Origin of the sequence: Limnohabitans sp. (assembly GCF_023910625.1) — a bacterium.
Classification (GTDB): domain Bacteria; phylum Pseudomonadota; class Gammaproteobacteria; order Burkholderiales; family Burkholderiaceae_C; genus Limnohabitans_A.
The window spans coordinates 220,548-247,165 of sequence record NZ_JAAVVW010000003.1; the positions used below are offsets into that span (position 1 = coordinate 220,548).

At 61.9% G+C, this 26,618-nt stretch carries 21 protein-coding genes, 4 tRNA genes and 1 pseudogene; 19 read left to right on the forward strand and 7 right to left on the reverse strand.

Features of this window, described 5'->3' with window-relative positions; translation table 11 throughout:
- Position 1 precedes the first annotated feature (1 nt).
- The 9 genes from gltX (at position 2) to recD (ending at position 12,589) form a co-directional block, all read left to right on the forward strand.
- Positions 2-1,396, forward strand: a complete 1,395-nt coding sequence (gene gltX, locus HEQ17_RS03960) for a glutamate--tRNA ligase (RefSeq protein ID WP_296291389.1) — start codon at positions 2-4, stop codon at positions 1,394-1,396.
- Between the two features lie 74 nt (positions 1,397-1,470).
- Positions 1,471-1,546 (forward strand) — tRNA-Ala (locus HEQ17_RS03965).
- A gap of 38 nt (positions 1,547-1,584) precedes the next feature.
- Positions 1,585-1,660: transfer RNA gene (locus HEQ17_RS03970), tRNA-Glu, on the forward strand.
- Positions 1,661-1,716: 56 nt separating this feature from the next.
- Positions 1,717-1,793: transfer RNA gene (locus HEQ17_RS03975), tRNA-Asp, on the forward strand.
- Positions 1,794-1,933: 140 nt separating this feature from the next.
- Positions 1,934-2,410, forward strand: a complete 477-nt coding sequence (locus HEQ17_RS03980; RefSeq protein ID WP_296291390.1) for a MerR family transcriptional regulator — start codon at positions 1,934-1,936, stop codon at positions 2,408-2,410.
- 7 nt (positions 2,411-2,417) lie between these two features.
- Positions 2,418-2,494 (forward strand) — tRNA-Pro (locus HEQ17_RS03985).
- 626 nt (positions 2,495-3,120) lie between these two features.
- Complete coding sequence (gene recC, locus HEQ17_RS03990) at positions 3,121-6,687, forward strand: exodeoxyribonuclease V subunit gamma (RefSeq protein WP_296291391.1); 3,567 nt, start codon at positions 3,121-3,123, stop codon at positions 6,685-6,687.
- The gene (recB, locus tag HEQ17_RS03995) at positions 6,684-10,403 is read left to right on the forward strand and encodes an exodeoxyribonuclease V subunit beta (protein WP_296291392.1); all 3,720 of its coding nucleotides are present in this window, start codon (positions 6,684-6,686) and stop codon (positions 10,401-10,403) included. Before recC ends, recB begins: the two co-directional genes overlap by 4 nt.
- Positions 10,403-12,589, forward strand: coding sequence for an exodeoxyribonuclease V subunit alpha (recD, locus tag HEQ17_RS04000; RefSeq protein ID WP_296291393.1), 2,187 nt, complete (start codon positions 10,403-10,405; stop codon positions 12,587-12,589). The genes recB and recD overlap by 1 nt, the downstream gene beginning before the upstream one ends.
- On the opposite strand, the gene HEQ17_RS04005 is transcribed toward recD, so the two are convergent.
- Positions 12,577-12,795: a hypothetical protein gene (locus HEQ17_RS04005; RefSeq protein ID WP_296291394.1), complete on the reverse strand. Its 219-nt coding sequence runs from the start codon at positions 12,793-12,795 to the stop codon at positions 12,577-12,579. The genes recD and HEQ17_RS04005 overlap by 13 nt on opposite strands.
- Before the next feature lie 263 nt (positions 12,796-13,058).
- On the opposite strand from HEQ17_RS04005, the gene HEQ17_RS04010 reads away from it, so the two are divergent.
- From HEQ17_RS04010 to HEQ17_RS04030, 5 genes and pseudogenes are all read left to right on the forward strand, one after another.
- Positions 13,059-13,556, forward strand: coding sequence for an aminotransferase class I/II-fold pyridoxal phosphate-dependent enzyme (locus HEQ17_RS04010; protein ID WP_296291395.1), 498 nt, complete (start codon positions 13,059-13,061; stop codon positions 13,554-13,556).
- Entirely contained in the window at positions 13,462-13,719 is a 258-nt protein-coding gene (locus HEQ17_RS04015) for an aminotransferase class I/II-fold pyridoxal phosphate-dependent enzyme (RefSeq protein WP_296291396.1), read from the forward strand. Before HEQ17_RS04010 ends, HEQ17_RS04015 begins: the two co-directional genes overlap by 95 nt.
- Positions 13,720-13,738: 19 nt before the next feature.
- Positions 13,739-13,900, forward strand: a complete 162-nt coding sequence (locus HEQ17_RS04020; RefSeq protein WP_296291397.1) for a hypothetical protein — start codon at positions 13,739-13,741, stop codon at positions 13,898-13,900.
- Positions 13,857-14,207 (forward strand): hypothetical protein, encoded by a 351-nt coding sequence (locus tag HEQ17_RS04025; protein ID WP_296291398.1) that lies wholly within the window; start codon positions 13,857-13,859, stop codon positions 14,205-14,207. The genes HEQ17_RS04020 and HEQ17_RS04025 overlap by 44 nt, the downstream gene beginning before the upstream one ends.
- Positions 14,208-14,298: 91 nt before the next feature.
- Positions 14,299-15,499 (forward strand): annotated as a pseudogene (locus tag HEQ17_RS04030) (ABC transporter substrate-binding protein).
- Here the strand turns inward: HEQ17_RS04030 and mnmC are convergent.
- Both mnmC and HEQ17_RS04040 read right to left on the reverse strand, forming a co-directional pair.
- Positions 15,465-16,658: an FAD-dependent 5-carboxymethylaminomethyl-2-thiouridine(34) oxidoreductase MnmC gene (gene mnmC / locus HEQ17_RS04035; protein ID WP_296291399.1), complete on the reverse strand. Its 1,194-nt coding sequence runs from the start codon at positions 16,656-16,658 to the stop codon at positions 15,465-15,467. The pseudogene HEQ17_RS04030 and the gene mnmC sit on opposite strands and share 35 nt — an antisense overlap.
- A gap of 36 nt (positions 16,659-16,694) precedes the next feature.
- Positions 16,695-16,970, reverse strand: coding sequence for an oxidative damage protection protein (locus HEQ17_RS04040; RefSeq protein ID WP_019426046.1), 276 nt, complete (start codon positions 16,968-16,970; stop codon positions 16,695-16,697).
- A gap of 202 nt (positions 16,971-17,172) precedes the next feature.
- Between HEQ17_RS04040 and HEQ17_RS04045 the strand changes: the two genes are divergently transcribed.
- Together HEQ17_RS04045 and HEQ17_RS04050 are read left to right on the forward strand one after the other, a co-directional pair.
- Positions 17,173-17,949 (forward strand): ferredoxin--NADP reductase, encoded by a 777-nt coding sequence (locus HEQ17_RS04045; RefSeq protein WP_296291400.1) that lies wholly within the window; start codon positions 17,173-17,175, stop codon positions 17,947-17,949.
- Between the two features lie 83 nt (positions 17,950-18,032).
- Positions 18,033-18,533 carry a disulfide bond formation protein B gene (locus HEQ17_RS04050; protein WP_296291401.1) on the forward strand — a complete coding sequence of 167 codons (501 nt, stop codon included), beginning with the start codon at positions 18,033-18,035 and terminating at the stop codon, positions 18,531-18,533.
- Here HEQ17_RS04050 and HEQ17_RS04055 read toward each other — a convergent pair.
- Complete coding sequence (locus HEQ17_RS04055; RefSeq protein ID WP_296291402.1) at positions 18,518-18,994, reverse strand: Lrp/AsnC family transcriptional regulator; 477 nt, start codon at positions 18,992-18,994, stop codon at positions 18,518-18,520. The two genes, HEQ17_RS04050 and HEQ17_RS04055, sit on opposite strands and share 16 nt — an antisense overlap.
- Before the next feature lie 113 nt (positions 18,995-19,107).
- On the opposite strand from HEQ17_RS04055, the gene HEQ17_RS04060 reads away from it, so the two are divergent.
- Both HEQ17_RS04060 and HEQ17_RS04065 read left to right on the forward strand, forming a co-directional pair.
- Positions 19,108-19,797, forward strand: coding sequence for an aspartate/glutamate racemase family protein (locus HEQ17_RS04060; protein ID WP_296291403.1), 690 nt, complete (start codon positions 19,108-19,110; stop codon positions 19,795-19,797).
- Positions 19,798-19,805: 8 nt separating this feature from the next.
- Complete coding sequence (locus tag HEQ17_RS04065) at positions 19,806-20,633, forward strand: class II glutamine amidotransferase (RefSeq protein ID WP_296291404.1); 828 nt, start codon at positions 19,806-19,808, stop codon at positions 20,631-20,633.
- A 7-nt stretch (positions 20,634-20,640) separates the two neighbouring features.
- Here the strand turns inward: HEQ17_RS04065 and argA are convergent, their stop codons facing one another.
- The 3 genes from argA to HEQ17_RS04080 are packed head-to-tail and all read right to left on the reverse strand — an operon-like array spanning position 20,641 to position 22,691.
- Positions 20,641-21,987, reverse strand: coding sequence for an amino-acid N-acetyltransferase (argA, locus tag HEQ17_RS04070; RefSeq protein WP_296291405.1), 1,347 nt, complete (start codon positions 21,985-21,987; stop codon positions 20,641-20,643).
- A gap of 3 nt (positions 21,988-21,990) precedes the next feature.
- Positions 21,991-22,434 (reverse strand): TA system VapC family ribonuclease toxin, encoded by a 444-nt coding sequence (locus tag HEQ17_RS04075; RefSeq protein ID WP_296291406.1) that lies wholly within the window; start codon positions 22,432-22,434, stop codon positions 21,991-21,993.
- Positions 22,431-22,691: a ribbon-helix-helix protein, CopG family gene (locus tag HEQ17_RS04080; protein WP_296291407.1), complete on the reverse strand. Its 261-nt coding sequence runs from the start codon at positions 22,689-22,691 to the stop codon at positions 22,431-22,433. The genes HEQ17_RS04075 and HEQ17_RS04080 overlap by 4 nt, the downstream gene beginning before the upstream one ends.
- 73 nt (positions 22,692-22,764) lie before the next feature.
- On the opposite strand from HEQ17_RS04080, the gene hrpA reads away from it, so the two are divergent.
- Positions 22,765-26,604: an ATP-dependent RNA helicase HrpA gene (gene hrpA, locus HEQ17_RS04085; protein ID WP_296291408.1), complete on the forward strand. Its 3,840-nt coding sequence runs from the start codon at positions 22,765-22,767 to the stop codon at positions 26,602-26,604.
- Positions 26,605-26,618: the final 14 nt, after the last annotated feature.

Genomic DNA, 26,618 nt, shown 5'->3' on the forward strand with positions numbered 1-26,618 from the left:
CATGACCACCCCAGCACGTACACGCACCCGCTTTGCTCCATCGCCCACAGGCTTCATTCACCTGGGCAATATCCGATCGGCTTTGTACCCCTGGGCCTTTGCCCGCGCGACGGGCGGTGACTTCATCTTGCGAATCGAAGACACCGACCTCGACCGCTCTACTCAGGCGTCTGTGGACGTGATCATCGAGGGCATGACCTGGCTGGGCCTGGACCATGACGAAGGCCCGTTCTACCAAATGCAACGCATGGACCGCTACAAGGCGGTGCTGGCCGATTTGATTGCTGCAGGCCACGTATATCCCTGCTACATGAGCGTGGCTGAACTCGATGCCTTGCGCGAACGTCAGATGGCCCACAAGGAAAAGCCTCGCTACGATGGCACCTGGCGTCCCGAGCCTGGCAAGAAATTGCCTGTCATTCCCGTGGGTGTGAAGCCTGTGCTGCGTTTCAGGAACCCTCTCGGCGGCATGGTCGTCTGGGACGACAAGGTCAAAGGCCGCATTGAAATCAGCAACGACGAGCTGGACGATCTGGTCATCGCCCGTCCGGACGGTACGCCTACCTACAACTTCTGTGTGGTGGTGGACGACATCGACATGACCATCACGCATGTGATTCGCGGTGACGATCACGTCAACAATACTCCCCGCCAAATCAACATCTTCAAAGCCCTCGGCAAAGAGCCGCCGGTGTACGCCCACTTGCCCACTGTGCTGAACGAGCAGGGTGAAAAGATGAGCAAGCGCAACGGTGCCAAGGCCGTTACGGCCTACCGCGACGAAGGCTATTTGCCCGACGCCATGGTTAACTACCTTGCACGTCTGGGCTGGAGCCATGGTGACGATGAGATTTTCAGCCGTGCACAGTTTCTGGGATGGTTCAACCTGGACCACCTGGGCCGCAGCGCCGCGCAGTTTGACGAAGCCAAACTCAAATGGGTCAATGCCCAGCACATCAAAGCCATGAATGATCCCGAATTGGCGCTATCCGTGCAGCCCTTCCTGGCCAAATTGGGTGTGGTGCCCGATGAGCGATTGGCGAACATTTGCGGTCTTTTCAAAGACCGTTGCGACACGCTCGTGGTCTTGGCCCAATGGATCTCGGCTTTCTATCTGGACGTGGTGTCCAACCCGCAAGAAAGAGAGCAGCATGTGACCGAGGCGGTCAAGCCTGCGCTGAATGTGTTGGCCCATAAGTTGGCTGCTTGTGACTGGAACAAAGACGCCATTGCCAACGCCATCAAGCAAACCCTGGCCGAAACAGGCCTCAAGATGCCGCAGTTGGCCATGCCAGTGCGCGTGCTGGTGATGGGCACCACCCAGACCCCATCGCTTGATGCGGTGTTGTCTTTAAGTGCACGAGAAAAAATTACAAAACGCCTCAAAAACGCCTGAATTTCTGTCTATAATCCATGTCTCAACACCAACGAGGCACGACGAAAAGCAGCAATGCTCAGCGTTGAGTCAAAGGGGGTATAGCTCAGCTGGGAGAGCGCTTGCATGGCATGCAAGAGGTCAGCGGTTCGATCCCGCTTACCTCCACCAAAGTGTTGAATCGGTTCGCAAAAACCAGTCCAGGTTATGACCCTATCGTCTAGAGGCCTAGGACATCACCCTTTCACGGTGAGTACCGGGGTTCGAATCCCCGTAGGGTCGCCAAGTTTTGTGGCACTTGGTCAGCTGCATCAGCAGTCTGGCAAAAGTTACAGCTACCAGGAGTGGTAGTTCAGTTGGTTAGAATACCGGCCTGTCACGCCGGGGGTCGCGGGTTCGAGTCCCGTCCACTCCGCCAAAATCAAAAAGCCCAAGCAGATCACTGTTTGGGCTTTTTCGTTGGTGTTTACCTGCTCTTGGTCCTTTTCCAAGAAAGCTGGACTGGCTAAAGCCAGTTGCAGTAAGCTACGAGGTTTTCCGTTTAACGTGTTGTCAGTCATGGACAGTTTGCTACCACCCATCCCGGCCAAGCGTTATTTCACCATTGGTGAGGTGGGCGAGCTGTGCTGTGTCAAGCCCCATGTGTTGCGTTACTGGGAGCAGGAATTCACACAGTTGCGGCCTGTGAAGAGGCGAGGCAATCGCCGTTATTACCAGCGCCATGAAGTCATGATGATTCGTAAAATTCGTGGACTCCTGTACGACCAAGGATTCACCATCAGCGGTGCGCGAAACAAATTGCAGGAACTCGTGCAAATCGACCGCGAGCTCAGTCGAACGGCCGGCCTGAATGACCCTGCTTCTTTCGATCCCTTGGGCACAGTGCCATTGGATAGTCCTGTGTCACAGGCGTCTGATGCACCTGGGCCGAACAAGGTGCAGGCCTTGACTGCCAATTTTTCTATTCAAGAAGAGTTGCTACAAATACGTGACCTGCTCACCTTAAGTGGCGCTCATAATCAGGCTATAATTTAAAGCTTGTCGGCGTGTAGCGCAGCCTGGTAGCGCACTTGCATGGGGTGCAAGGGGTCGCGAGTTCGAATCCCGCCACGCCGACCATTTAAATCAAAGCGCTTGGGCATTTGCCATCTGGCAAAAATCTATTGCATCAAGTGCACGGCAAGGTCTTCCCGCACGGGCTGCTTGCCGACTTGGACCCCACTGAAGCACATCGGGCACCCCCGCCATTTTGGTGCGGGGATGGTGATCATCACCACTACAGCCATATGGGCAGGGCCTTGTGCTTGTGTTCGCTGTCCACGCATTCAATCTGCTGGTCCAAGGCGCAGTCATATCGCGCGGAACTCTGACGACCAATCTGGTGACCTCTGCCGTATTTAATGCGCTGAGCAAATGCAGGTGTCATGAGCAGGGGCAAAAGCAGGGCAGTGGCAAGCCAAGGCCAGTGTTTCAAGCGCCAGGCGTTCTTTGAGAGAGGGTCTGTGATGCAAGTCGATTGTGTCCGCTTTGCAGTCAGATTCTGCAAAAAGAGTGACGTCCGCTTCTGCGGATTTACAGTTGCCTCCAAATTCCCCGCCCAAAGGTGTGGATAAGTCCTTGTACAACTGCGCCAAGCCGCATCCTGACTGGCGTGGCGGATAGTGCTTAAAATTTAGGCAATGCAGGGCTCCTGCCATGAGCCCGGTGGCGGGCACGATTGCGGCTATTCTTGTCCCTTCGCTTCCATGTCTGCACTTGTTCACCGCATGCCTGCCTCCTCCATCTCTCCCGGTTTCATTGCCCTGCACAGCCACCGCTCTGAGGTGTTGGCCGACACCCTGACGGGCTGGCTGCGCGCGCACCCGCTGGATCCGCTCGAGAGTGAAGTGGTGCTGGTGCAAAGCAACGGCATGGCCGAGTGGATCAAGATCGAGTTGGCGCGCCAGAGCGGTGTGTGCGCGGCCACGCGGGTGGAGCTGCCTTCGCGGTTTTTGTGGCGCACTTATCGGCAGGTGCTGGGTGCGCACAACGTGCCGCCCGACTCGCCGCTGGACAAACTGCCCATGACCTGGCGGTTGATGGCTTTGCTGCCCGGCTGCTTGGGGGACCCTGTCTTCAAGCCTGTGGCGGGTTTTTTGCGCGGCGACGAGCCTGACCGGCTGCTGCAACTGGCTAGCCGCCTGGCCGATCTGTTTGATCAGTATCAAATTTACCGACCCGACTGGCTGCAAGACTGGGCCGCTGGGCGCGATGTGTTGCGCAAGGCCGCAGGTTCGGACGAACTGGCCGATGACCAGCTCTGGCAGGCCGAGTTGTGGCGGCGCGTGTTGGCCACGTTGGATGACAGCCAGCGCCAAGCCACGCGCCCCGCGCTGCATGCGCGGGCGTTTGCGCATTTGCAGTCGGGTCAGCCTTTGGCTAGCGCCGTGGCGCGGCGTGTGTCGGTGTTTGGCATGAGCCACATGCCGGGGCAGCTGCTGGAGATGCTGACGGCGCTGGCCGCGCACAGCCAGGTCATGCTGGCCGTGCCCAACCCGTGCCAATACCACTGGGGCGACATCATCGACGGGCGCGAATGGCTGCAGGCAGAGCGGCGTCGCCATGCTTATCGGGGCGAGGCCTTGGCCAGTTTGCCTCTGGCGCAGATGCACCTGCACGCGCCCACGCTGCTGGCTGCTTGGGGGCGGCAGGGGCGTGACTTCATCCGCCAGTTGGACGCGTTTGACAACCTGCAAGCGGCCCAGCAACTCACGCAGTGGCCACGCCTGGACTTTTTTGAGGACGTGCCCGGCGAAAACGTCACGCGCTTGCTGGCGCAGTTGCAGCGGCGCATCCGCGACCTGGAGCCGTCCAGCGGCGGCATCCCTGTGGAGCCATGGGCTCAGGGCGATGAATCGATTGTTTTCAAAATCGCGCACAGCCCGGTGCGCGAGCTGGAGGTGCTGCACGACCAACTGCTGCTGTGGTTCCACAACCCGCCAGGCGATCAGCCTGTGTCACCCCGCGACGTGGTGGTCATGGTGCCCAACATCGAAACCATGGCCCCCGCGATCCGCGCTGTGTTTGGCCAGCACAAGCGCGCCGATGCGCGGTTCATCCCCTATGACATTGCCGACTTGGGCGCGCAGGTCATCAGCCCGCTCATCCATGCGGTCGAATGGTTGCTGGCCTTGCCGCAGCAGCGCAGCCGCATGAGCGAGCTGGTCGAGCTGCTCGAAGTGCCTGCCCTGGCCGCCCGTTTTGGCCTGAGCGAGGTGGGCTTGCCCACGCTGACGCGCTGGATGGCGTGCTCGGGCATCCGCTGGGGCTTGTCTGCCGAGCACCGCGCGGGCTTGGGGCTGGGCATGTGCGGCGAGGACAACTCAGCGCTGTTTGGGGTGCAGCGCATGCTCATGGGTTATGCCTGCGGGGCCGATCCGGTGACCGCCGATGCGCCCGGGGCCACGCCTTACCCCGAAGTGGGCGGGCTCGATGCCGAGCTGGCCGGGTCGCTTGCACACCTGTTGCAGGCCTTGATCGACTGGTGGCAAACCGCCACGCAAGACGCCACGCCCGCGCAATGGGCCGAGCGCGGCCGTGCCTTGCTGACCGCGATGTTCAAGCCGCGAGACGACAACGACCGCAACGCACTGTCTGCTTTGGATCAGGCGCTGACCGACTGGTTGCGGGCTTGCGCTGAGGCGGGTTTTACCCAGGCGGTGCCGCTGGCTGTGGCCCGTTCGGCCTGGCTCGAGGCGCTCAAAACTCCGCGACTTGAGCAGCGCTTTCGGGCCGGGGGCGTGACCTTTTGCACGCTCATGCCGATGCGCGCGATCCCGTTCAAGGTGGTGTGCCTGCTGGGCATGCACGACGGCGACTACCCGCGCCGCAGCCCGCGCGCCGACTTCGACCTGATGGGCCTGAAAGGCATGAGCCGCCCCGGCGACCGCTCGCGCCGTGACGATGACCGCCAGCTCATGCTCGAAGCCCTGCTGTCGGCGCGCCAAGTGCTTTATGTCAGTTGGAGCGGCCGCAGTGTGCGCGACAACAGCGAACAACCGCCTTCGGTGCTGGTGTCACAACTGCGCGACGAGATCGACCTGCTGTGGGGCAAAGGCTCGGCCCAAGAACTGACCACGGTGCACCCGCTGCAAGCCTTCAGCCGCACTTATTTTGAAGAGGGCAGTGGTTTGCAAACCTATGCCAAAGAGTGGCGTGCAGCGCAGGACTCGGCGGCGGTAGGAGCGGTCGCAGGCCGCGAAGCCCTGGCCGAAAAACCATCGCGGTCGGAGACCGCTCCTGCAAAGACATTGATCGACTGGCTACCCCCGATGGAATCTGCGCAGGGCGTGCCTGTCCTCACGCTCACCCAACTCGCCCGCTTTTTGCGCAAGCCCGTGGGCGCGTTTTTTCGGGAACGCCTGCAGGTGCACCTGGAGGATGAGCGCAGCGAACTGCGCGACGAAGAGTTGTTTGGTCTGGCTGGCCTGGACCTGTACCAGTTGATCGACCACGAGCTGCAGCATGTGCCCACCGAGCTGAGTGCCGACACCTTGCCCGCGCATGTGCAGCAGGTGGTGCAGCGCTTGCGCCAGGCCGGGGCCTTGCCGCTGGCGGGCGTGGGCACGCTCGCTGCAGAGCATCTCCAGGCCCGCCTTCAGGCCATGCTGGGCGCAGCGCTGCGCGAGCGGCAGGCTTACCCCGATGCGGCCGAGCGCCTGCTGTTGGATTGGGCGCACCCCCAGGTCGCCATGCAGGACGCGCTGGGCGATGTGCTGGCAGGCACAGGTGTGAGTGAAGGGGGGCTGATGTCCTTGCACCTGCGCGCCAGCGATCTGGCCAACCTGAAAAACAAAACACCGCAGGCCCACCCCGACAAACTGATCGATATTTGGCTGCTGTCGCTGGCCGCTGCCGCCATGGACCAGCCCATGAGGTGTGTGGTGGTGGGCCGCAACGCCGTGCTGCGCATGGCCGAGCAAGTGCCAGAGGCCGCCCGCGCCCAGTTGACTGCGCTGTTGGGCGTTTGGGCCGAGGGCATGCGTTGGCCGCTGCCACTGCCGCCGGGTGTGGCCCTGCAGTGGCTCAAAGACCCGGAGAACCCCAACGCGCTGGCCGATGCCTACGAGGGCAGTGACTTCAAGCGCGCCGAAAAAGACAAAGACCCGGCGCTGGCCCGCACCTACCCCACGGTCGAGGATCTGTTGGCCACGGGCGCGTTCGAGCGCCTGGCCCAAACCGTTTACGCGCCTTTGAAGGCCTGGGCCGAGCAAGCCGAGATCGAGGCCTTGCCCGATGCGCCCCACGACAGCGAAGAGGCAGAGCAGGCATGAGCACCACGCACGCATCCAATGCCGACGCCCCCCAGGCCCACGCCCAAAATGCCCACACCCTCAATGCGCACACCTTCCCCCTGCGCGGCAGCCACCTGATCGAGGCCAGTGCTGGCACCGGCAAGACCTGGACCATTGCCGCGCTGTATGTGCGCCTGGTGCTGGGCCACGGCCACGAGGGCACCGCACCGGTGCGCCCCATGCTGCCGCAAGACGTGCTGGTGATGACCTTCACCCGCGCCGCCACGCGCGAGTTGTCGGACCGCATCCGCGCCCGCTTGACCGAGGCGGCGCAGGTGTTTCGGGGCCTGGCTGAAACCGACGATGACTTCCTGCAACAACTGCAGCACGAGTACCCCGAAGGCGAGCTGCGCGAGCAAGCCGCTCACCGCCTGGCGTTGGCGGCGCAGGCCATGGACGACGCGGCCGTTTACACCATCGACGCCTGGTGCCAACGCATGCTGCGCGAACACGCGTTCGACAGCGGCAGCTTGTTTGAAGAAAACCTGGTGGGCGACGAGGCCGCGCTGCGCCTCGAAGCGGTGCAGGACTACTGGCGTCAGCAGCTCTACCCCATGGGCACAGAACTGGTGACAAAGGTGCTGGGCGTTTGGCGCGATGTGCCCGCGCTCGAACAAGACATGCGCGCCCTGATGGCGGTGCCGCTGGACGATGCCCAGCCCGGCACGCTGGCGCAGGTGTTCGGCGCGGCCATGGCCGAGCGCGATGCGCAACTGCAGGCACTCAAGCAGGGCTGGGGCGAAAAGGCCGACAACTTGTTGGGCTGGATCGAGGCGCAGCTGGCGGTTAAAAAACACGGCTGGAACGGCACTCTGCTGCAGGTTGGTCGTTCCCAAAAGTGGCTCGAAGCACTCAAGTCCTGGGCTCAAAGCGAAGGCGACTTCAAAGCACTGAAAGACGCGATGGGTAAAGGCTGGAGCCGTTTCACGCCCGAAGGGCTTTTGGAGTGCCGCAAAGATGGCGATGTGGTGGATTTGCCACCCGAAAGCCAAACGTATGCGCAGTTGTTGGCAGGACTTGAGTCCTTGCCCGATCCCACCCAAGCCGCCCGCCTGCACGCCCGCACCCATGTGCTGCAGCGCATGGCCGAGCTCAAGCGGCGCAGCGGCTTGTTTGGCTTTGCCGACATGCTCGAGCGCCTCGATGTCGCGCTGGCCGATCCCGAATCGGGCGAACGCTTGGCGCAGCGCCTGCGCGAACAGTTCCCGGTGGCGATGATCGATGAGTTTCAGGACACCTCGCCGCTGCAGTTCCGCATTTTTGACCGCATCTACCGCACGGCCGAGAACCTGCCTGACATCGCGCTGCTGCTGATTGGCGACCCCAAGCAATCGATTTATGGTTTTCGGGGCGCGGACATCCACAGCTACCTGGCCGCGCGTCGCGCCACCGCAGGCCGCCACCATGTGCTGGGCACCAACTTTCGCTCCACCCACGCGGTGGTCAATGTGGTCAACCGCTGGTTCGACATGGCGCCAGACGCCTTTGGCTACAAACGAGGCGATGAAGACCCGCTGCCCTTCCAGCCCGTGGGCGCGAAGGGTCGCGATGAAGTGTTCAGAACAAGCGCAGGCGATGTGCAAGCCATGACCGTGGTGCACGACGCCTCTTTGCGCAGCACACGCGATGCGCAGACGCACCTGTCGGCCCTGTGCGCCGAGCAGATCGTTGCCTGGCTCAGCGACCCCCAAGCGCGATTTGCCGATGCGGAAAAAGGCGACAAACCCTTGCAGCCCAAAGACATCGCCGTGTTGGTGCGCACCGGCAAAGAGGCCGCTGCCGTGCGCGACGCGCTGCGGGTGCGTGGTGTGGCCTCGGTGTATTTGTCAGACCGCGACTCGGTGTTTGCCAGCGACGAAGCGCAAGACCTGTGCCTTTGGTTGCGCGGTGTGGCCGAGCCGCAAGACATGCGCCGCGTGCGCGCCGCTTTAGGCACGCGCACGGTGGGCCTGTCGCTGGCCGAGCTGTACGACCTGGCCACACAAGACGAACTGCTGGACACCCGCGCCGAGCAAATGCGCGAGCTGCACCAGACCTGGCAAAGCCAAGGCGTGCTGGCCATGCTGCGCCAGTCGCTGCACGTACTCCAGCTGGCAGGGCGCTGGCGCGGCCAGACGGATGGCGAACGCCGCCTGACCAATGTGCTGCACCTAGCCGAATTGCTGCAAGCGGCCAGCAGTCAGATCGATGGCGAGCAGGCCCTGATCCGGTGGCTGGCTCAGCAGATGGACGAAGCGCAGTCGGGCAACACCAGCGGTGGCGAAGAGCAAACCGTGCGGCTTGAAAGCGACGAGGATCTGGTCAAAGTCATCACCATCCACGCCAGCAAGGGCCTGGAGTACCCGATGGTTTGCCTGCCCTTTGCGCACAGCCACCGCGTGGTCACGGCCGACAAAGCCGCTGTGCTGCAGTTGGAAGGGGGGGAGGGCGAGGGCAACCGCCACTGGACGCTGGACTTTGACAAGGAAGACTCCAAGCTCGCGGACCACGACCGCCTGCGTGAAGACCTGCGCCTGTGGTACGTCGCGCTCACACGAGCGCGCCATGCACTGTGGGTGGGCTGGAGCGCGGTCAAGCGCGGCAACGGCAAAGCCTGCGTGAACCACGGCAGTGCGGCCGGGCATTTGCTGAGTGGCGGTCAAGAATGTGAGGCCGCCGATTGGCTGAGCAAGCTGCAAGCCCTGCAGACGGATGCGCAAGGCCAGGCCTTGTCGGTGCAGATGCATCTCGCCCCTGCCGAGGTGCCGCTGACGCTGTGGCAAAAACCTGCGCACACCACCGAATTGCGCGAGGCGCTGAGCTGCACCGCCCGCATCGACAAGTCGTGGACAATCGCGAGTTTTTCGCGCTTGACGCGCGACCTGTCTTCGCAGGCCTTGGCGCCCTTGGTCTTGCACCTGAACCCGCCGCGCCCCGCCGACGACGAACCGCCAGAGGATGCGGCCATGCCCATGGCCTCGGTGGCCAACCCCGGTGCATTGGCCCCGTGGCATGGCTTTGCCAAAGGCCCCACGGCTGGCAATTTTTTGCACGACCAACTCGAATGGTTGGCGGCAGATGGCTTTGCGCTCGATGCGTCCAAGGCCGAGCGCCTGAAATACCGCTGCGAAAACGCAGGTTACACAGCCCAGGCCGACGACGTGCTGCAGTGGCTCAGCCGTGTGGTGACCCAGCCTTTGCGCGGGCCCGACGCGCCGCTGAACGCGCTGGGTGCCTTGCTGCCCGAGATGGAGTTTTGGTTGCCCGCCGAGCGCTTGCATGCACGCCAGGTCGATGCCCTGTGCCAGCAGCACCTGTTGCCTGGCGTGAGCCGGCCGCAGTTGCCCGACGCGCAACTGCACGGCATGCTGATGGGCTTTGCCGACCTGGTGTTCGAGCACGAAGGCCGCTACTGGGTGCTCGATTACAAATCGAATCACCTCGGGGCCGATGACGCGGCCTACACCGCACAGGCCCTGGATGCGGCCATGGCCCAGCATCGCTATGAAGTGCAGGCTGCGCTCTACATGCTGGCGCTGCACCGCTTGTTGCGCGCCCGTTTAGGAAGTGCCTACGACCCGGCCCAGCAGCTGGGCGGTGCGGTCTACCTGTTCTTGCGCGGCATCGACGGGCCTGCGGGTGGCTGCTGCACTTTGCCTGCGCCTTTGGCGCTGCTCGATGGCCTGGACGCCATGCTGAACGAAGAGGTGGCGTGATGAACTTGAAAAAAACCTCACGCATGACGAATGTGCCCGCCGCGCAAATGGACTGGCTCATGGACCTGCCCGCCCAAGGCCTGACCGCTGCGCAAACGGTGCAATGGCTGAACCTGTGGACCGGCCAAGGCCTGCTGCGCCACATCGACAGCGCCTTCGCCGCGCAAGTGCTGCGCCTGGATGCCGGGGCTGCTGCGCCTTTGTTGGTGGCAGCGGCCGTGCTCGCCCACATGGAAGGGCGTGGCCACACCTGCCTGGCCGTGGCCAAGCTGTGCCAGCCGCCCGTGGCGCTGCTGGGCTGGCCTGCGGCGGCGGTGGACGGTGCGCAGGGCCTGAAGGCCTTGTGGGCACACCTGCCCGCCACATTGGCAGACTGGCAAGCCGCTTTGCAAGGCCACTCGCCCAGCGTGGGTGTGCGCCTGGCCGATGCCCCTGACCAAGGCCAGCCGCTGGTGTTGGGTGGCCCTGCCGATGCACCGCTTTTGTACCTGCGCCGTTATGCGGGCTACGAGCAGCGCGTGGGCCAAAGCCTGTTGCAGCGCGCCAGCGCGCCACTGGCCGTGCCCGAAGCGGCGGCAGGCGAATGGCTGGACCGTTTCTTTGTGCCCAACCCTCAAGCGCCCAACCCCCAAGCGCACAACTTCACCGATTGGCAGAAAGTGGCTTGCGCTGTGGCGCTGCGCGCGCGGCTGTCGGTCATCACCGGTGGGCCTGGCACCGGCAAGACCTACACCGCCGCCCGTTTGTTGGCGCTGCTGTTGGCGCTGCACCCCAATGGCCCGCCGCTGCGTGTGGCGCTGGCCGCGCCCACCGGCAAGGCGGCGGCGCGCTTGAAGCAATCGATCGACGATGCCCTGACCCGCTTGACCGTGCCTGCCGATGCGGGCTTGGATTTGAGCGCGCTGATCGCCCGCATGGGGCCGGCTCGCACTTTGCATTCGCTGCTGGGGGCGCGGCCCGACACACGCCAGTTTCGCCACCACGCGGCCAACCGGCTCGATGTGGATGTGCTGATCGTGGACGAAGCCTCGATGGTCCACCTGGAAATGATGGACGCGCTGCTGCTGGCCTTGCCGCCTACGGCGCGCTTGGTGCTGTTGGGCGACAAAGACCAGCTCGCCTCGGTCGAAGCCGGGGCGGTGCTGGGCGACCTGTGCCAAGACGCTGCAGCGGGCCGCTACAGCGCGGCCACGGCTGAGTATGTTCAGCACGCAGCCGGTCAGACCCTGGCTGCCGAATTTGTGCTGCCCGATCCAGCCCCCGTGTTGGCCCAGCAAACCGTGATGCTGCGCCAAAGCCGCCGCTTCAAAGGCGCCATTGGCCAGCTCGCTCTGGCGGTGAACCGGGGCGATGCCGTTGCAGCTAGGGACGTTTTTGTAGGAGCGGCCTCTGGCCGCGATGGTTTGGTTGGCGGTTTATCGCGGTCGGAGACCGCTCCTACAGGGCAACCATCTGCCCTGCTGGCCCTCCAGCCGAGCAGCCCCCAAGCCGTTTGCGCACTGGCCCTGGGCGAAGCGGGCAAGCCTTCGTATGCCGATTACCTGCGCCTTTTGCAAAACGGCCCGGCAGAGCAGGGCGCGGAGGTGTCCAGCGAAATCCACGCCCAATGGGCGCGCAGCGTGCTCCAAGCCTTCGAGCGGTTTCGCATTTTGTGCGCGGTGCACCAGGGTGAGTGGGGCACGCTAGCGCTGAATGCTGCGGTGCAAAAAGCCTTGGCCGATACGGGGCTGCTGCAAGTCAAAGGCGAGTGGTACGAGGGGCGGCCCGTCATGGTCACGCGCAACGACGCGCAGCTGGGCGTCTTCAACGGCGACGTGGGCGTGGTGTTGCCGGGCACCGAAGGCAAGCCCAAGGTCTGGTTTTTGGACGGTGAAGCCCTGCGTTCGGTGAGTGTCATGCGCATGGCCCAGGTCGACACCGCGTTTGTCATGACGGTGCACAAAAGCCAGGGCTCAGAGTTCGAGCACACCGCGCTGGTGCTGCCCCCGGGCGGTGCCGAGGTGCTCAGCCGCGAGCTGGTCTACACCGGCATCACCCGGGCCCGCGATCAGTTCACCCTGGTCGAGGCCGAAGCTGGTTTGCTCGAAGCGGCCATTCACCGCCCCAGCGTGCGCGCCAGCGGCTTGGCGCAGAGGTGGGCACAGCCGCTTGTGAAGCCCGGCGCCTGGAACACTCAGCTGGCGTAGCCTTCGCACGCCCCGGCGTTGGGTCGGCCCCGGCATTCGCGAATAAGGCGTTTGTCGCGCTCAGGCTTGCTTTCTGCCGAGCCTTTGTCGGTGGGCGGCTTGGGGGCTTTGGTCTGTTTGGCCTGGTTGGGTTTTTTGGCTGGTTTGTCGGCGGCGGTCACGGCGGTGAAGTTGTCCGTAGCCCCGCTGGCGGGCATAGCCGCCATGCCATCCCAGTCCCAAACCCACGCTGGCCAGCGTCGATGCCCAATGCCGAATTTTCATGGCGGTCTCCCTGTCTTTTGTTGTGATGTGCATCATAGGCAAGCCGGGCGCAATCTGCAAGCACCGAGTTCAAGCGGGTAGCCAACACTGTGCAAGAGGTGACTCGTTCGAAACGGCGTCAAGCATTAGGATGCTTGAGCATGAACCCAAACACCGCCCCTTTCATGCGCCAGGCCGTCATGGACCTGGAAGAAGTCCCGTATCCGTGAAGGTCGCCAACGCGGGCATGGGCCGCCCCGATGTGCTGGCCTTTTGGTTTGGTGAATCTGACGAGGTCACCCCCGACATCGTGCGCCAAGCCGCCACCGATTCGCTGCAAAAAGGCGAGACTTTTTATTCGCACAACCTGGGCCTGCCGGAGTTGCGCCAGGCCGTGTCGGTTTACATGTCGGCCCTGCACGGCCCCATTGCCGTAGACCGTTTGGCCATCACCTCGGGCGGCGTGAATGCGCTTATGCTGGCCGCGCAAGCCCTGATCGATGCGGGCGACGAAGTGGCTTGCCGTGACGCCCTGTTTGGCCCAACCTTGACGGCGCAGGCCTTGGTGATGGGTGCGAAATCTGAAGTGCGTGTCGCTGCGCCCGGTGGACGGCCAGTGGCAGCTCGACATGGCGGCGCTCAAAGCCGCCATCACGCCCGCCACGCGGATGCTGATCGTCAACTCGCCCAACAACCCCACGGGCTGGACACTCAGCCGCGCTGAGCAGGCCGAGATCTTGACGCACTGCCGCAGCACCGGCACCTGGGTGCTGGCCGACGAGGTGTACGAGCGCCTGTATTACGAAACCGACACCGCCAACGGCTGCGCACCCGTCGTTTTCTGGATGTGGCCTGAGCCGGAAGATCGTCCTGGTCGTGGTGCATAGCTTTTCCAAGAGCTTTTTGATGACCGGTTGGCGCTTGGGCTGGCTGGTCATGCCCGCCGCCATGACGTCGCACATGGGCAAACTGATCGAGTTCAACACCTCTTGCGCCTCGGTGTTCACCCAAGCGCGCCGGGGTGGTGGCTTTGCAAAACACCGCCGACATCACGCCTCAGAGTGGTAGGCCCACCTCAAAGCCTGCCGCGACACTTTGGCTGCCGCTGCTGCAAGCCGTGCCGGGCGTGCAACTGGCCCCGGCCAAGGGCGGCATGTACGCATTTTTCAGGCTCGAAGGCCATCCTGATTCGGTGCAGACGGCCAAACGCTTGGTGGCCGAAGCCGGTCTGGGCCTGGCCCCAGGCGAAGCCTTTGCGCCCGAAGCTGCAGGCTGGCTGCGCTGGTGCTTCGCGTCCAAAGACCTGGCACGGCTGGCGCAAGGTGTGGCGCGCTTGGCAGCTTGGCTTGCCAAGGATCAAGCCGACCATGGATGACCCTTGATCCAGCTTGATGATGTCCCCAAGGCGACAGCTTTGATCGGGTGCTGTTAAACTCACTGCTTACTCATCACCCTTGGACCCCTGCATGAATCGCTTGATCGCTGTCTGTTTGTTGATTGTCGCGACTGCTGCCCCCGCTTTTGCCCAACCGCCCATCAAGATTGGTGAAATCAACAGTTACTCGTCCATGCCCCAGTTCACCCAGCCCTATCGGCAAGGCTGGCAGTTGGCGGTCGAAGAAATCAACGCCCAGGGCGGCTTGTTGGGCCGCAAGGTCGAAGGTGATTGCCCGAGACGATGCTGGCAAACCCGACGAAGCCTTGCGCCACGCGATTGAGCTCACATCCAAAGAAAAAGTGGACATTTTGGCGGGTGGCTTTTTGTCGAATGTGGGCTTGGCCTTGGCCGACCATGCGGTCAAAAACAAGCGCTTGTTCATCGCCAGCGAGCCGTTGACCGACGCCATCGTCTGGGAAAAAGGCAATCGCTACACCTTCCGCCTGCGCGCCAGCACTTACATGCAAGCGTCCATGTTGGTCGATGAAGCGGCCAAGATGCCCGCCAAACGTTGGGCCACGATCGCGCCCAATTACGAATACGGCCAAAGCTCGGTGGCCAGCTTCAAAGAGCTGCTCAAAGCCAAGCGGCCCGATGTCGAGTTTGTGAGTGAGCAATGGCCTGCCTTGGGCAAGATCGACGCGGGCAGCACCTTGACCGCCACCATGGCCGCCAAGCCCGATGCGGTTTTCAACGTGACCTTTGGTGCCGATTTGGCCAAACTGGTGCGCGAAGGCAACCAGCGCAACATTTTCCCCAAGACCCCTGTCGTGTCCATGTTGTCGGGCGAGCCGGAGTACCTGGAAGTGCTGAAGGACGAAACCCCCAAAGGCTGGATCGTGACCGGTTACCCCTGGGACCAGATCGACACCCGTGAGCACGCCAGCTTTGCCGCCAACTACTACCGCAAGTTTGGCGAAAACCCCAAACTTGGCTCGGTGGTGGGCTACGCCACCATGCAGTCCATTTTTGCTGGCATCAAAAAAGCAGGCAGCGTGGACAACGAAAAGCTGGTCATCGCCATGCGCGGCCTGAAGTTCAGCACCCCGTTTGGGCCCGCCGAATTCCGCGCCATTGACCAGCAATCCACCATGGGTGCGTATGTGGGCAAACTCGATTTGCGCGGCGGCAAGGGCACCATGGTGCAATGGCGCTATGCCGATGGCAAAAACCACCTGCCGACCGATGCCTACGTCAGGGCGCGCCGTCCCGCTGATGCGATGAAGTGACGGGGTTGGCGTAACGCTCGGCCCTCAAATGCCGACTCAGTTCGGGCGGTAAGGGCAGAGGGTCGTGGTTCAGTTCAGCGGCCAGCAACTCCCCGCATAACACCGACAGGCTGATGCCGCGTGCGCCCATGCCGGCGCTCAAGCACAGACCCGGCAAGCGTTCGCGGTCGATGGGACCCACAGCTGGCAGTCGATTGGGCAAGGTGCAGCGAACGCCCGCCCAGCCTTGCACCCGGGCCGGATCAAATTGCGTGTTCATGGCCTCGCCCAAGTCGGGCAAGAGCGTGGCCAAACGCAGCCGGTTGGCTTCGTGGTCTTCGGGGCGCACCGGAGCTTGTTCGCATTCGCGCTCAAAAGTCGAGCCGATGAACCAGCCCGGCGTGCCAGCGGGTGTGGGCACGCCGCTGATGAAGCTGCCGTGCCCATTGACGGGGAAGGGCGGCAGCAGCCGACGCTCATCCGCACTCAGATCGGTCATGTGGCCAAAACTGATTTGGCCGCGCAAGGGGTTGAGCGGCACCGCAAAACCCGGCAAGGGCTGCAGCAAGTCCAGGCTGTCAAAAGCGCTGGCCACCACCACCCACCGCGCTTGACCCAGCGGCTGACCCTGCGCATCGCGCACGGTCCATTCAGTGCCATGGCGCTCCAAGCTGTGAACATGTTGGCCCCAAAGCACTTGGATACCCGGTGTTTGCAGTTGCGCTGCCACCAATTGGCGCGGCCGAATCCATCCCGCGTGCGCATGCCACAAGGCCGGCGTGCCGGGAGGCAGGCCAGCTGCGGCTATTTGGGCAGGGGTGGCCAGAGCACTGGCATCTGAACCCTGCAGATCCTGAGGTAGCCTGCGTTTGGCGCCTACGTTGTGCTCCAGAACCCCTGTCAGGTCCCAGTCGGTGCCGTTTTGCAGCAGGGTTTGGGCGCGTTGCAGTGTTGCCTCTACGCCTGCGCGGGTGGTGATACGTGAAAGGACGTTGTCATCGGGTGAAACATGGGGTGCAGCCAGGCCAGCAGGCAAACCCGATGCCCCTGCACCCAGTCCATTGGCTTGGTCCAAGACGGTGACTGACCAACCGCGCTGGGCCAGGCTGAACGCCACAGCAGACCCCGACAAGCCTGCACCGATGACCAGTGCCCGGCGAGGGTCGGCAGGGCGGCTCAAAATTTCAGGAAAAAATGGGTAAGGGCCGGCAAGCGGTCAGCTGGCCGCTGGAGGCACGTAGCCTTGGGCCGCATCGGCACCGTCGCCAAAAAAATGGTTTTCCATCTGGCGCGCCAGGTATTGGCGGGCGCGCAAATCTGCCAGGTTCAGGCGGTTTTCATTGACCAGCATGGTCTGGTGCTTGAGCCAATCGCCCCAGGCTTGCTTGCTCACGCCCTCCCAAATGCGCTTGCCCAAATCGCCGGGGTAGGGCGGAAAATCCAGACCCTCAGCTTCTTTGCCGAGTTTGATGCATTGAACGGTGCGTGCCATGGTGATGTCGAGCCTTGATCTGTCTTAAGAAGCGCTGGTTATACGGATATAGAATTTCAGTATTTCCAGTTGAAAGCCGATCACACGACAATGCAATTTGTTGCGATTTTCGTGTGGTCTTGCAGGCCGTAAATGTAGCAAGCTTTCAGCATCCCCCAAGCGCATTGGGTCTCTGCTGCCTCCCAACACACACCTATACCAAATGAGTGCTTTTCTTGAAGAACGTGTTTTGAGTGTCCACCACTGGACCGACCGCCTGTTCAGCTTCACCACCACCCGCGACCAGGCCCTGCGCTTTTCGAATGGCCACTTCACCATGATTGGGCTGCGTGGCGACAACGGCAAACCGCTGCTGCGCGCCTACTCGATTGCCAGCGCCAACTACGAAGAGCACCTCGAGTTCCTGAGCATCAAGGTGCCTGATGGCCCGCTGACCTCCAAGCTACAGCACATCCAGGTGGGCGACACCATCATCGTGGGCCGCAAACCCACGGGCACTTTGCTGTGCGACTACCTGTTGCCCGGCAAAAACCTGTACCTCATGGGCACCGGCACCGGCTTGGCCCCGTTCATGAGCATCATTCGTGACCCCGAAACTTATGACCGCTTTGAGAAAGTCGTCTTGGTCCACGGCGTGCGCCAAGTCAATGAGCTGGCCTACCACGACTACATCACGCAAGAGCTGCCCGCCCACGAGTTCCTGGGTGAGATGGTCAGCCGCCAGTTGCTGTATTACCCCACGGTGACCCGAGAGCCCTACAAAAACCAGGGCCGCGTCACCGACCTCATCGAAAACGGCAAATTGTTTGCCGACCTGGGCCTGCCGGCGCTGCACCCCGAGACCGATCGTGTCATGATTTGCGGCTCGCCCGAAATGCTCAAGGATCTCAAACGCATCTGTGAAGCGCGTGAGCTGAAGGAAGGCAACACCAGCACCCCCGGGGCCTTTGTCATCGAACGGGCCTTTGCCGAGTCCTGAACTCGGCCTCGCTTTGTGAGCTATCCCGCCAACAGACCCAGGTACATGGGGCCAGAATGCCCCCTTGCTTTTGAAAAGTCGCCATGAAACTGTCCGCCATCTCCCCCCAACGCTGGATGCTGTTGATTGCCTTGTCAGGCATCGGCATGCTGGTCTTCGGCCTGTATTTGCAGCATGTGGTGGGTCTGAACCCATGTCCCATGTGCATCGTGCAGCGTTATGCCTTGATTGGCGTGGTGGTGTTGGCCTTGGTCGGTTGGCGTTTGCTCGGCAAAGGCTTGGCCGCAACCAGTCTGCTTTTGACACTGACGGCTGGCTTTGGCGCTTTCACCGCCGCCCGGCAAAGCTGGCTACAGTGGTACCCACCCGAGGTGGTGAACTGCGGGCGCGATTTTTACGGCATGGTCGAAAATTTCCCCCTCAACCGCGCCATCCCCATGATCTTCAAAGGCAGCGGCGACTGCAGCAAGATCGACTGGACCTTGTTGGGCGGCTCGATCGCCAACTGGTCATTCGTGTGCTTCGTGGTGTTTGCCCTCTTGGGCCTGTGGGTGGCTGTTCAATCGCGTCAGCCAGCGGCATAACTGAGTGGCACTGCGGTGGTGTATTTGAGTTCCTCCATGGCAAAGCTCGAACTCACATCTGACAGCGGCACCTGCTGAATCAACTTTTTGTACACCTGGTCATAAGCGGCAATGTCGGGCACCACCACCCGCAGCAGGTAGTCCACATCACCACTCATGCGGTAGACCTCGACGATTTCCTCAATGGCCTGCACCGTGGCTCGAAACCTCTCCAGCCAAGGCAGATCGTGGTCACGCGTGCGCACCGCCACAAACACCGTCACCCCCAGATTCACCTTTTGCCGATCCACCAGGGCCACCTGCTGCGAGATCACGCCCAGCTCCTTGAGCCGTTGAATGCGTCGCCAGCAAGGCGTGGGCGTCAGGTGCACGGCGGTGGCCAACTCGTTGATCGGCATGTCGCTGCCCTTTTGCAGCAACTCCAGTAATTTTCGATCTATTGCGTCTAATTTCTGTTTCATGGGGTCATTGTAGGAAAAAATTCTAAAAATCACTCATTTTTCGCATTATTTTGAAAATTCATGCTGCTCATTCAGTGGCAAACTTTGATGCTCATTTTGTCAAGAAAGTTGTCATGAGAAAAATCGGATTGATCGGGGGCATGAGCTGGGAATCGACGGCGCTTTACTACCAGCACATCAACCGCGAAGTGGCCCAGCGCCACGGCGGTCTGCGCTCGGGGCGAGTCCACCTCATCAGTCTTGACTTTCAGGAAATTGCCGACTTGCAAAAACAGGGCGACTGGCCCCGCATGACAGAGATTTTGCAAACGGCGGCGCGCCAGCTCGAAAGCAGCGGTGCCGAGGTCTTGCTCATTTGCACCAATACCATGCACCGCATCTCGCAGGAGGTCCAGTCGGTGACCGGATTGCCATTGCTGCACATTGCCGACGTGACGGCAGACGCGATTTTGGCTGCTGGTTTGCACAAGGTGGGTCTGCTGGGCACTCGTTTCACCATGGAGCAAACCTTCATGCGCGACCGCCTGGCCGCAAGGGGCATCGAATGTGTCGTGCCCGATGAGCCCGGACGCATCGAGGTGCACCGGGTCATTTTTGAAGAGCTTTGCAGGGGCGTGGTGCGGGACGACTCTCGCCAAAAACTCATAGCCCTGGTGCGAGAGCTGGCGGCCAAGGGGGCACAAGGCGTGATTTTGGGCTGCACCGAGCTGACCATGATCTTGCAGCCCGGTGACGGCGGCTTGCCCAGCTTTGACACCACGGAACTGCACGCCATGGCGGCGGTGGATTTCTCATTGTCCTGAGGCTCATCATGTGCCAATTGATGGGCATGAGCTGCAACAACCGTGCAGCCACCACGTTTTCCTTCACTGGTTTTTCCGCAAGGGGCGGGCGCACCTCGGACCATGTCGATGGCTGGGGCATCGCCTTCTACGACGGGCATGGTTGCCGCGTCTTTCAGGACGACCAACCGGCCAGCGAGTCACCGCTGGCCGAATACGTGCGCAACCACCCGATCAAATCTAGGGTGGTGGTGGCGCATGTGCGCAAAGCCACCCAGGGCGATGTGCAAGCGGCCAATTGCCACCCTTTCCAGCGCGAGTGGCTGGGGCGCACCTGGGTGTTTGCGCACAACGGCGACCTGGGCCGCTTTGAAGCCCCGTTGACTTGTCAAGACATGCCCGTGGGCACCACCGACAGCGAACGTGCTTTTTGCACCCTCATGAGCCGCGTGCGTCAACATTTCAAAAACCGGCATCAGCCCCCCGAGTGGTTAGAGCTTGCCCCAGTGTTGGCGGACATCGTGGGCGATCTGGCCCGGCACGGCAACCTCAACATGCTTTTGAGCGACGGCCATGCGCTGTATGTGCATTGCTCGACCCACCTGCACCAGCTGACCCGGCACCATCCGTTTCCCAAGGCAAGGTTGGTGGACTGCGACATGAGCCTGGATCTGGGGCCGCTCAACGCCGAAGGCGACGTCATGACCTTGCTGGCCACCGAACCTTTGACCATTGATGAGCCCTGGCAAACCTTGCGTACCGGCGAATTCCGTGTCTATGTCGACGGCCAGGAGGTCTGGCGTCACTTCAACCCGCAAACACAAGCCTTTGCCGCAGCCGAGCGCATGGCGCTCTAGGGCAGATTCAGAGCTTCTTGACCAGCACCTGGCTCTTGCGGTCCCAGTTGTATTTGCGCTTTCGCGCTTCGGGGAGCCAGTCGGGATCTTGCTGAACAAAGCCGCGCTTGATGAACCAGTGCATAGTGCGGGTGGTCAGCACAAAGATGCTTTTGACCCCCATGGCGCGTGCCCGTTGTTCGATGCGCTTGAGCACCTTTTCACCGTCGCCTTGACCTTGCGACTGGGGCGAGACGGTGAGCGCCGCCATCTCGGCCGTTTTGCTCTCGGGGTAGGGGTAGAGCGCGGCGCAGGCAAAGATCACACCGTCGTGGTCAATGATGGTGTAGTGGTCGATGTCGCGTTCGATCTCGGTGCGGTCGCGCTTGACCAAGGTGCCGTCTTTCTCGAACGGCTCAATCAATTGCAAGATGCCGCCCACGTCGTCCGAGGTGGCTTCGCGCAGCTCTTCGAGTTTTTCATCGATGACCATGGTGCCAATGCCGTCGTGCACATACACCTCCAGCAACAAAGCGCCGTCCACCGCAAAGGGCAGGATGTGCGAGCGCTCCACGCCTTCTTCGCAGGCCTTCACGCAGTGCTGCAAATAAAAGCCGATGTCGGTGGGCTCGGTGGGGGGCGGCAGCGAAGCCAACAACTGCTTGGCCGCGGCCAATGGCAGTTCGGTGTCAATGGGGTTGTCCTCACTGGCCGGGGCATTGGGCTCGATGCGGATGCCGGGCACCTCGGTCACAAAAATCAACTTGTCTGCCTGCAACTCGGCGGCCACGCTGGTGGCCACTTCTTCCATGGACAGGTTGAACGCCTCGCCCGTCGGCGAAAAGCCAAAGGGCGAGAGCAGCACCATCGCGCCCATGTCCAGCGTGCGCATGATGCCGTCCACGTCCACCTTGCGCACCAGACCCGAGTGGATGAAATCCACGCCATCGACAATGCCCACCGGCCGTGCGGTGATGAAGTTGCCCGAAATCACTCGCACCGTGGAGCCCGCCATGGGCGTGTTGGGCAGGCCCTGGCTAAAGGCCGCCTCGATCTCGTAGCGCAGCTGGCCTGCTGCCTCTTGGGCGCAGTCCAGCGCCACACTGTCGGTGATGCGGATACCGTTGGCGTATTGGGGCGTGTGGCCTTTGGCTGCCAGTTGTTCGTTGACCTGCGGGCGAAAGCCGTGAACCAGCACGATCTTCACGCCCATGCTCTGGATCAGGGCCAGATCTTGCGCCAGGTTTTGCAGCTTGCCCGCCGCAATCGCCTCGCCCGCGATGCCCACCACAAAGGTCTTGCCCCGGTGCATGTGGATGTAAGGCGCCACCGACCGGAACCAGGGCACGAAGGTGAAATTGAAAACTGTGGACATGGGCTAGCGGCTTAACAAATGGAGGTTGTCGGCAGGGAGGAGTTTTTTGAAGTCGCGGTCGAAGGTATGGATCACCTCGCCCAATTGCAAGACCGATGCAGCGATCCAGGCATCGGAGACCAGATTCGGCGTGACAGCCGCTTGAAGGCACAAGTCTCTGAAGCCCGGCCAAGGGCTGCCTGCGGATTGAAAAACCACGCCTGGAGAAATGAGCAGCGCATCTACAAAGTCCATGGCTTGCTGCAAAGAGCTGGGTTTGATGAAAATCTGTGCGTTGGTCACAATCCGGATGAAACCCGAAACGACCGTTCCCAACAAAACGACGCTCGGATGGAGAGGTCGTTTTGTGGCTTGTTGAAGTTGAGACTGCAAATGTGCAAAGGCCAGTGAATGGTGCGGGTGATCCAGCCGCATGGCCGCGACCAACAGATTGACGTCGGGCGTCATGTTGGAAATTTGTACTCAGCGGCGTCTATGGCATCGAACATGGAGCGGTTGCTGCAGGGGTCGATGCCTGGCAGCAAACCGCCGCTGCCTCCGGTCGGCAGTTTGGGGATCACCAATGGCGCAGTGGGCATGTCCTGCCGCACATAGGCCGACAGCATCTCGCGCACCTTGGCGCTCAGCGAGGTGCCTTCTTGAATGGCCTTGATGCGGGCTTGTTTGACGAGGTTTTCGTCGAGCGAAATGGTCAGATTGGTCATGAAAAATCTCCGTCCCGAAAGTTCACGTGAACCAGTGTAGCACGTGAAAACGTGTCGTGGGATAATCCAGCCCGTGACCGAGCCCGCAAACCTTATCCCCCTCCAAATCGACTTCCCCGAAGGCCTGCCGGTCTCGGCCCGCCGTGACGAAATCATGGCCGCCATGGACCAGCACCAGGTCATCATTGTTTGCGGTGAGACCGGCTCAGGCAAGACCACGCAGTTGCCCAAAATCGCGCTGGCGATGGGGCGCGGCAAGCTGAACGCCAAGCCCGGCGAACGCGCCCGCATGATTGGCCACACCCAGCCCCGGCGCATTGCGGCCAGCTCGGTGGCCAAACGCATTGCTGAGGAGTTGAAGACGCCATTGGGCGAGGTGGTGGGTTTCAAGGTGCGGTTTCAAGACCGTTTGAGCAAAAACGCGTCCGTCAAACTGATGACCGACGGTATTTTGCTGGCCGAAACCCAGACCGACCCGCTGCTGCAGGCTTATGACACCATCATCATCGACGAGGCGCACGAACGCAGCCTGAACATCGACTTTTTGCTGGGCTACCTTCGCCAAATTTTGCCGCGCCGCCCCGACCTCAAAATCGTCGTCACCTCGGCCACCATCGACGCCGACCGCTTTGCCAAGCACTTTGCCTCGCGCCACGGTCCGGCCCCGGTCATCATGGTCTCTGGCCGCACCTTTCCGGTGGAGCAGCGTTACCGCCCGTTTGAAGAAACGCGTGACTACGGCCTGAACGAGGCCATGGCCGACGGTGTGGACGAACTCTGGCAAGGCGGGGCAGGGGGCGACATCCTGATCTTTTTGCCCGGCGAGCGCGAAATCCGCGAAGCCGCCGACCACTTGCGCAAACACCTGTCGCACCAGCCGCTCACACGCGGGGCCGAAGTGCTGCCGCTGTTTGCCCGCTTGTCGCAGGCCGAGCAAGACCAGATTTTTGAAGCATCGAACGGCCGCCGCATTGTGCTGGCCACCAACGTGGCCGAAACCTCGCTCACGGTGCCTGGCATCCGTTACGTGATCGACGCTGGCACCGCCCGCGTCAAGCGCTACAGCCTGCGCAGCAAGGTTGAGCAGCTCATGGTCGAGCCGATCAGCCAGGCGGCGGCCAACCAGCGTGCTGGCCGTTGCGGCCGCGTGGCCAACGGCATTTGTATTCGCCTGTACGACGACCAAGACTTTGCCGGCCGTCCGCGTTTTACCGACCCGGAAATTTTGCGTTCGTCATTGGCGGGCGTGATCTTGCGCATGAAGAGCCTGCACCTGGGCGTGGTGGAAGACTTTCCGTTCATCGAAGCGCCGTCCAAACGCGCCATCACCGACGGCTACCAACTGCTGGCCGAGCTGGGCGCGGTGGACGACGACAACGAGCTGACGCCCATCGGAAAAGAGCTGGCCCGCCTGCCGCTGGACCCCCGTGTGGGCCGCATGATCTTGGAAGCCCGTGGTCGCGAAGCGCTGGACGAAGTGCTGGTCATCGCCAGCGCCATGAGCGTGCAAGACGTGCGCGACCGCCCCATGGACGCGCAAGCCCAGGCCGACCAACAACACGCCAAGTTTGACGACGACAAGAGCGAATTCACCGGTTACCTGAAGCTGTGGAAATGGATTCACGACGCCCGTGGCGGCCCATCTAAGTTAATTGGGGTCAGATCCCAATTAAATCCAGCTGCTTCTGCGGGTCAAAACAATCGGGATCTGACCCCAATTAAAGGAAGGCCTGCGCAAGAAGCGCCGCAGCACAAGCTGAGCAACCGCCAATACGAGCAACTGCTGCGTCAGAACTTCATCAACATCCGCCGCGTGCGCGAGTGGCGAGACACGCACACCCAGCTGCTCACCGTGGTGGCTGAACACAAGTGGCGCATCAACACGCAGCCGGCCAGTTACGAGCAGTTGCACCTGTCCATGTTGGCGGGCCTGCTGGGCAACGTGGGTTACAAGCTCGAAGACGAAGAAGCCTATTTGGGCGCACGCGGCATCAAGTTCCACAAACACCCTGGCGCGCACCTCTCCAAAAAGCCGGGGCGCTGGATCGTGGTGGCTGAGTTGGTGGAAACCACGCGCTTGTTTGGCCGGGGCATTGCCGCCATCGAGCCGCAGTGGCTGGAGCAGGTCGGGGCGCATTTGCTCAAGAAGCAACTGCTCGACCCGCATTGGGAAAAGAAGTCCGCAGAAGTGGTGGCGCTGGAGCGGGCCACGCTGTATGGCCTCGTGGTCTACAGTGGCCGTCGCAAGCCCTACAGCCGGGTGGACCTGCACGGCGCACGCGAGATTTTCATCCGCGAAGCACTGGTGGGCGACCAGTGGGAGACCAAGCTGCCGTTCTTGGCCGCTAACCACAAGATGATCGCCAAGGTCGAAGAGCTGGAACACAAGTCGCGCCGCCAAGACGTGTTGGTGGACGACGAGCTGATCTACGCTTTTTATGACCAGCAACTGCCCGCCGACGTGTGCAGCGGCCGCCTGCTGGAAAACTGGTACCGCACTGAGAGCGCCAAGCAGCCGCGTCTGTTGATGCTGAGCCGTGAAGAACTGATGCGCCACGAAGCCGCAGGCATCACCACGCAGGCCTTCCCCAAACACATTCGCTTGGGCGGCACCGACTGCCAGGCCACGTATTTGCACGAACCCGGCGACGCCCGCGATGGCGTCACGGTGACGGTGCCGTTGTTTGTGCTCAACCAGGTGAGCGAAGACCGCTGCGAATGGCTGGTGCCCGGCCTGCTCAAAGACAAAATTCAAGCCCTGCTCAAAAGCCTGCCGCAGCGCCCGCGCAGCCGCTTTGTGCCGCTGCCCGAATCCGCCACTCGCCTGGCCGCCGAGCTGTCAGTGCCTGAGCTGTTTGGTGCCGGATCGTTGACCGACGTGCTGCTCAAAAAAGCCCGCGACGAAACCAGCCTCGACATCAAGCGCACCGACTTCAAACACGAGATGCTCAGCCCGCACCTGTTCATGAACCTGCTGGTGGTGGACGAACATGGCCGCCAGCTGGGCATGGGCCGCAACCTGGGTGCGCTCAAAGGCGAGCTGGGCGCCAAAGCGCGTGGCGCGTTTCAGGCGCTGGCGCAGCTGAAAGTCTCGGCTGCACCTGCCGCAGTGCCTCAAGCCCCCAATAGCGGGGAGTCCAAACCATCGGGGTCAAAACAATCGGGGTCAGACCCCCATTTCTTCAAGGCCGATGCAGGTGGGCGCGCCAATCAGCCACGAGGTGAGAAATCAGCCGCCCCCAAGCCATTGGCCCCCCAGCGCTACACCGCCTGGACCTTTGGCGAACTGCCCGAGTTGATGGAAATCAGCAAAGGCGGGCAGACGTTGATTGGCTTTCCCGCGCTGGTGGACGTGCAAGACGCCGTGACCATCGAAGTGTTTGACGAGCCCGACGTGGCCGCCACCAAAAACCGCGCGGGCCTGCGCCGCCTGTTTGCGCTGCAGATCAAAGACGCGCTCAAATACCTTGAGAAAAACATCCCCGACCTGCAAAAAATGGCCGTGGCCTACATGCCGCTGGGCACGGCGGATGAGCTGAAAACCCAGATCATCGACGTGGCGCTGGACCGTGCCTTTTTGCTCGACCCGCTGCCCAATGACGAAATCACCTTCAAACGTCGCATCGAAGAAGGCCGTGGCCGCTTGACGCTGATTGCCAACGAAGTGGCACGTTTGGCGGGCACCATCTTGCTGGAGTTTGGCGCGGCCACCCGCAAGATCAAGGACACCAAAAACGCCCCCGACGCGACCGCAGACTGCACTGCGCAACTGCAACGCCTGATGCCCAAAAACTTCATGGCCGCCACCCCGTGGCCGCAGCTGCAGCACTACGCCCGCTACCTGCAAGGCCATCACCCAGCGCCTGGACAAATACCGCGCCGACCCCGCCCGCGACGCCCAGCGCCTGACTGAGCTCAAACCGCAAG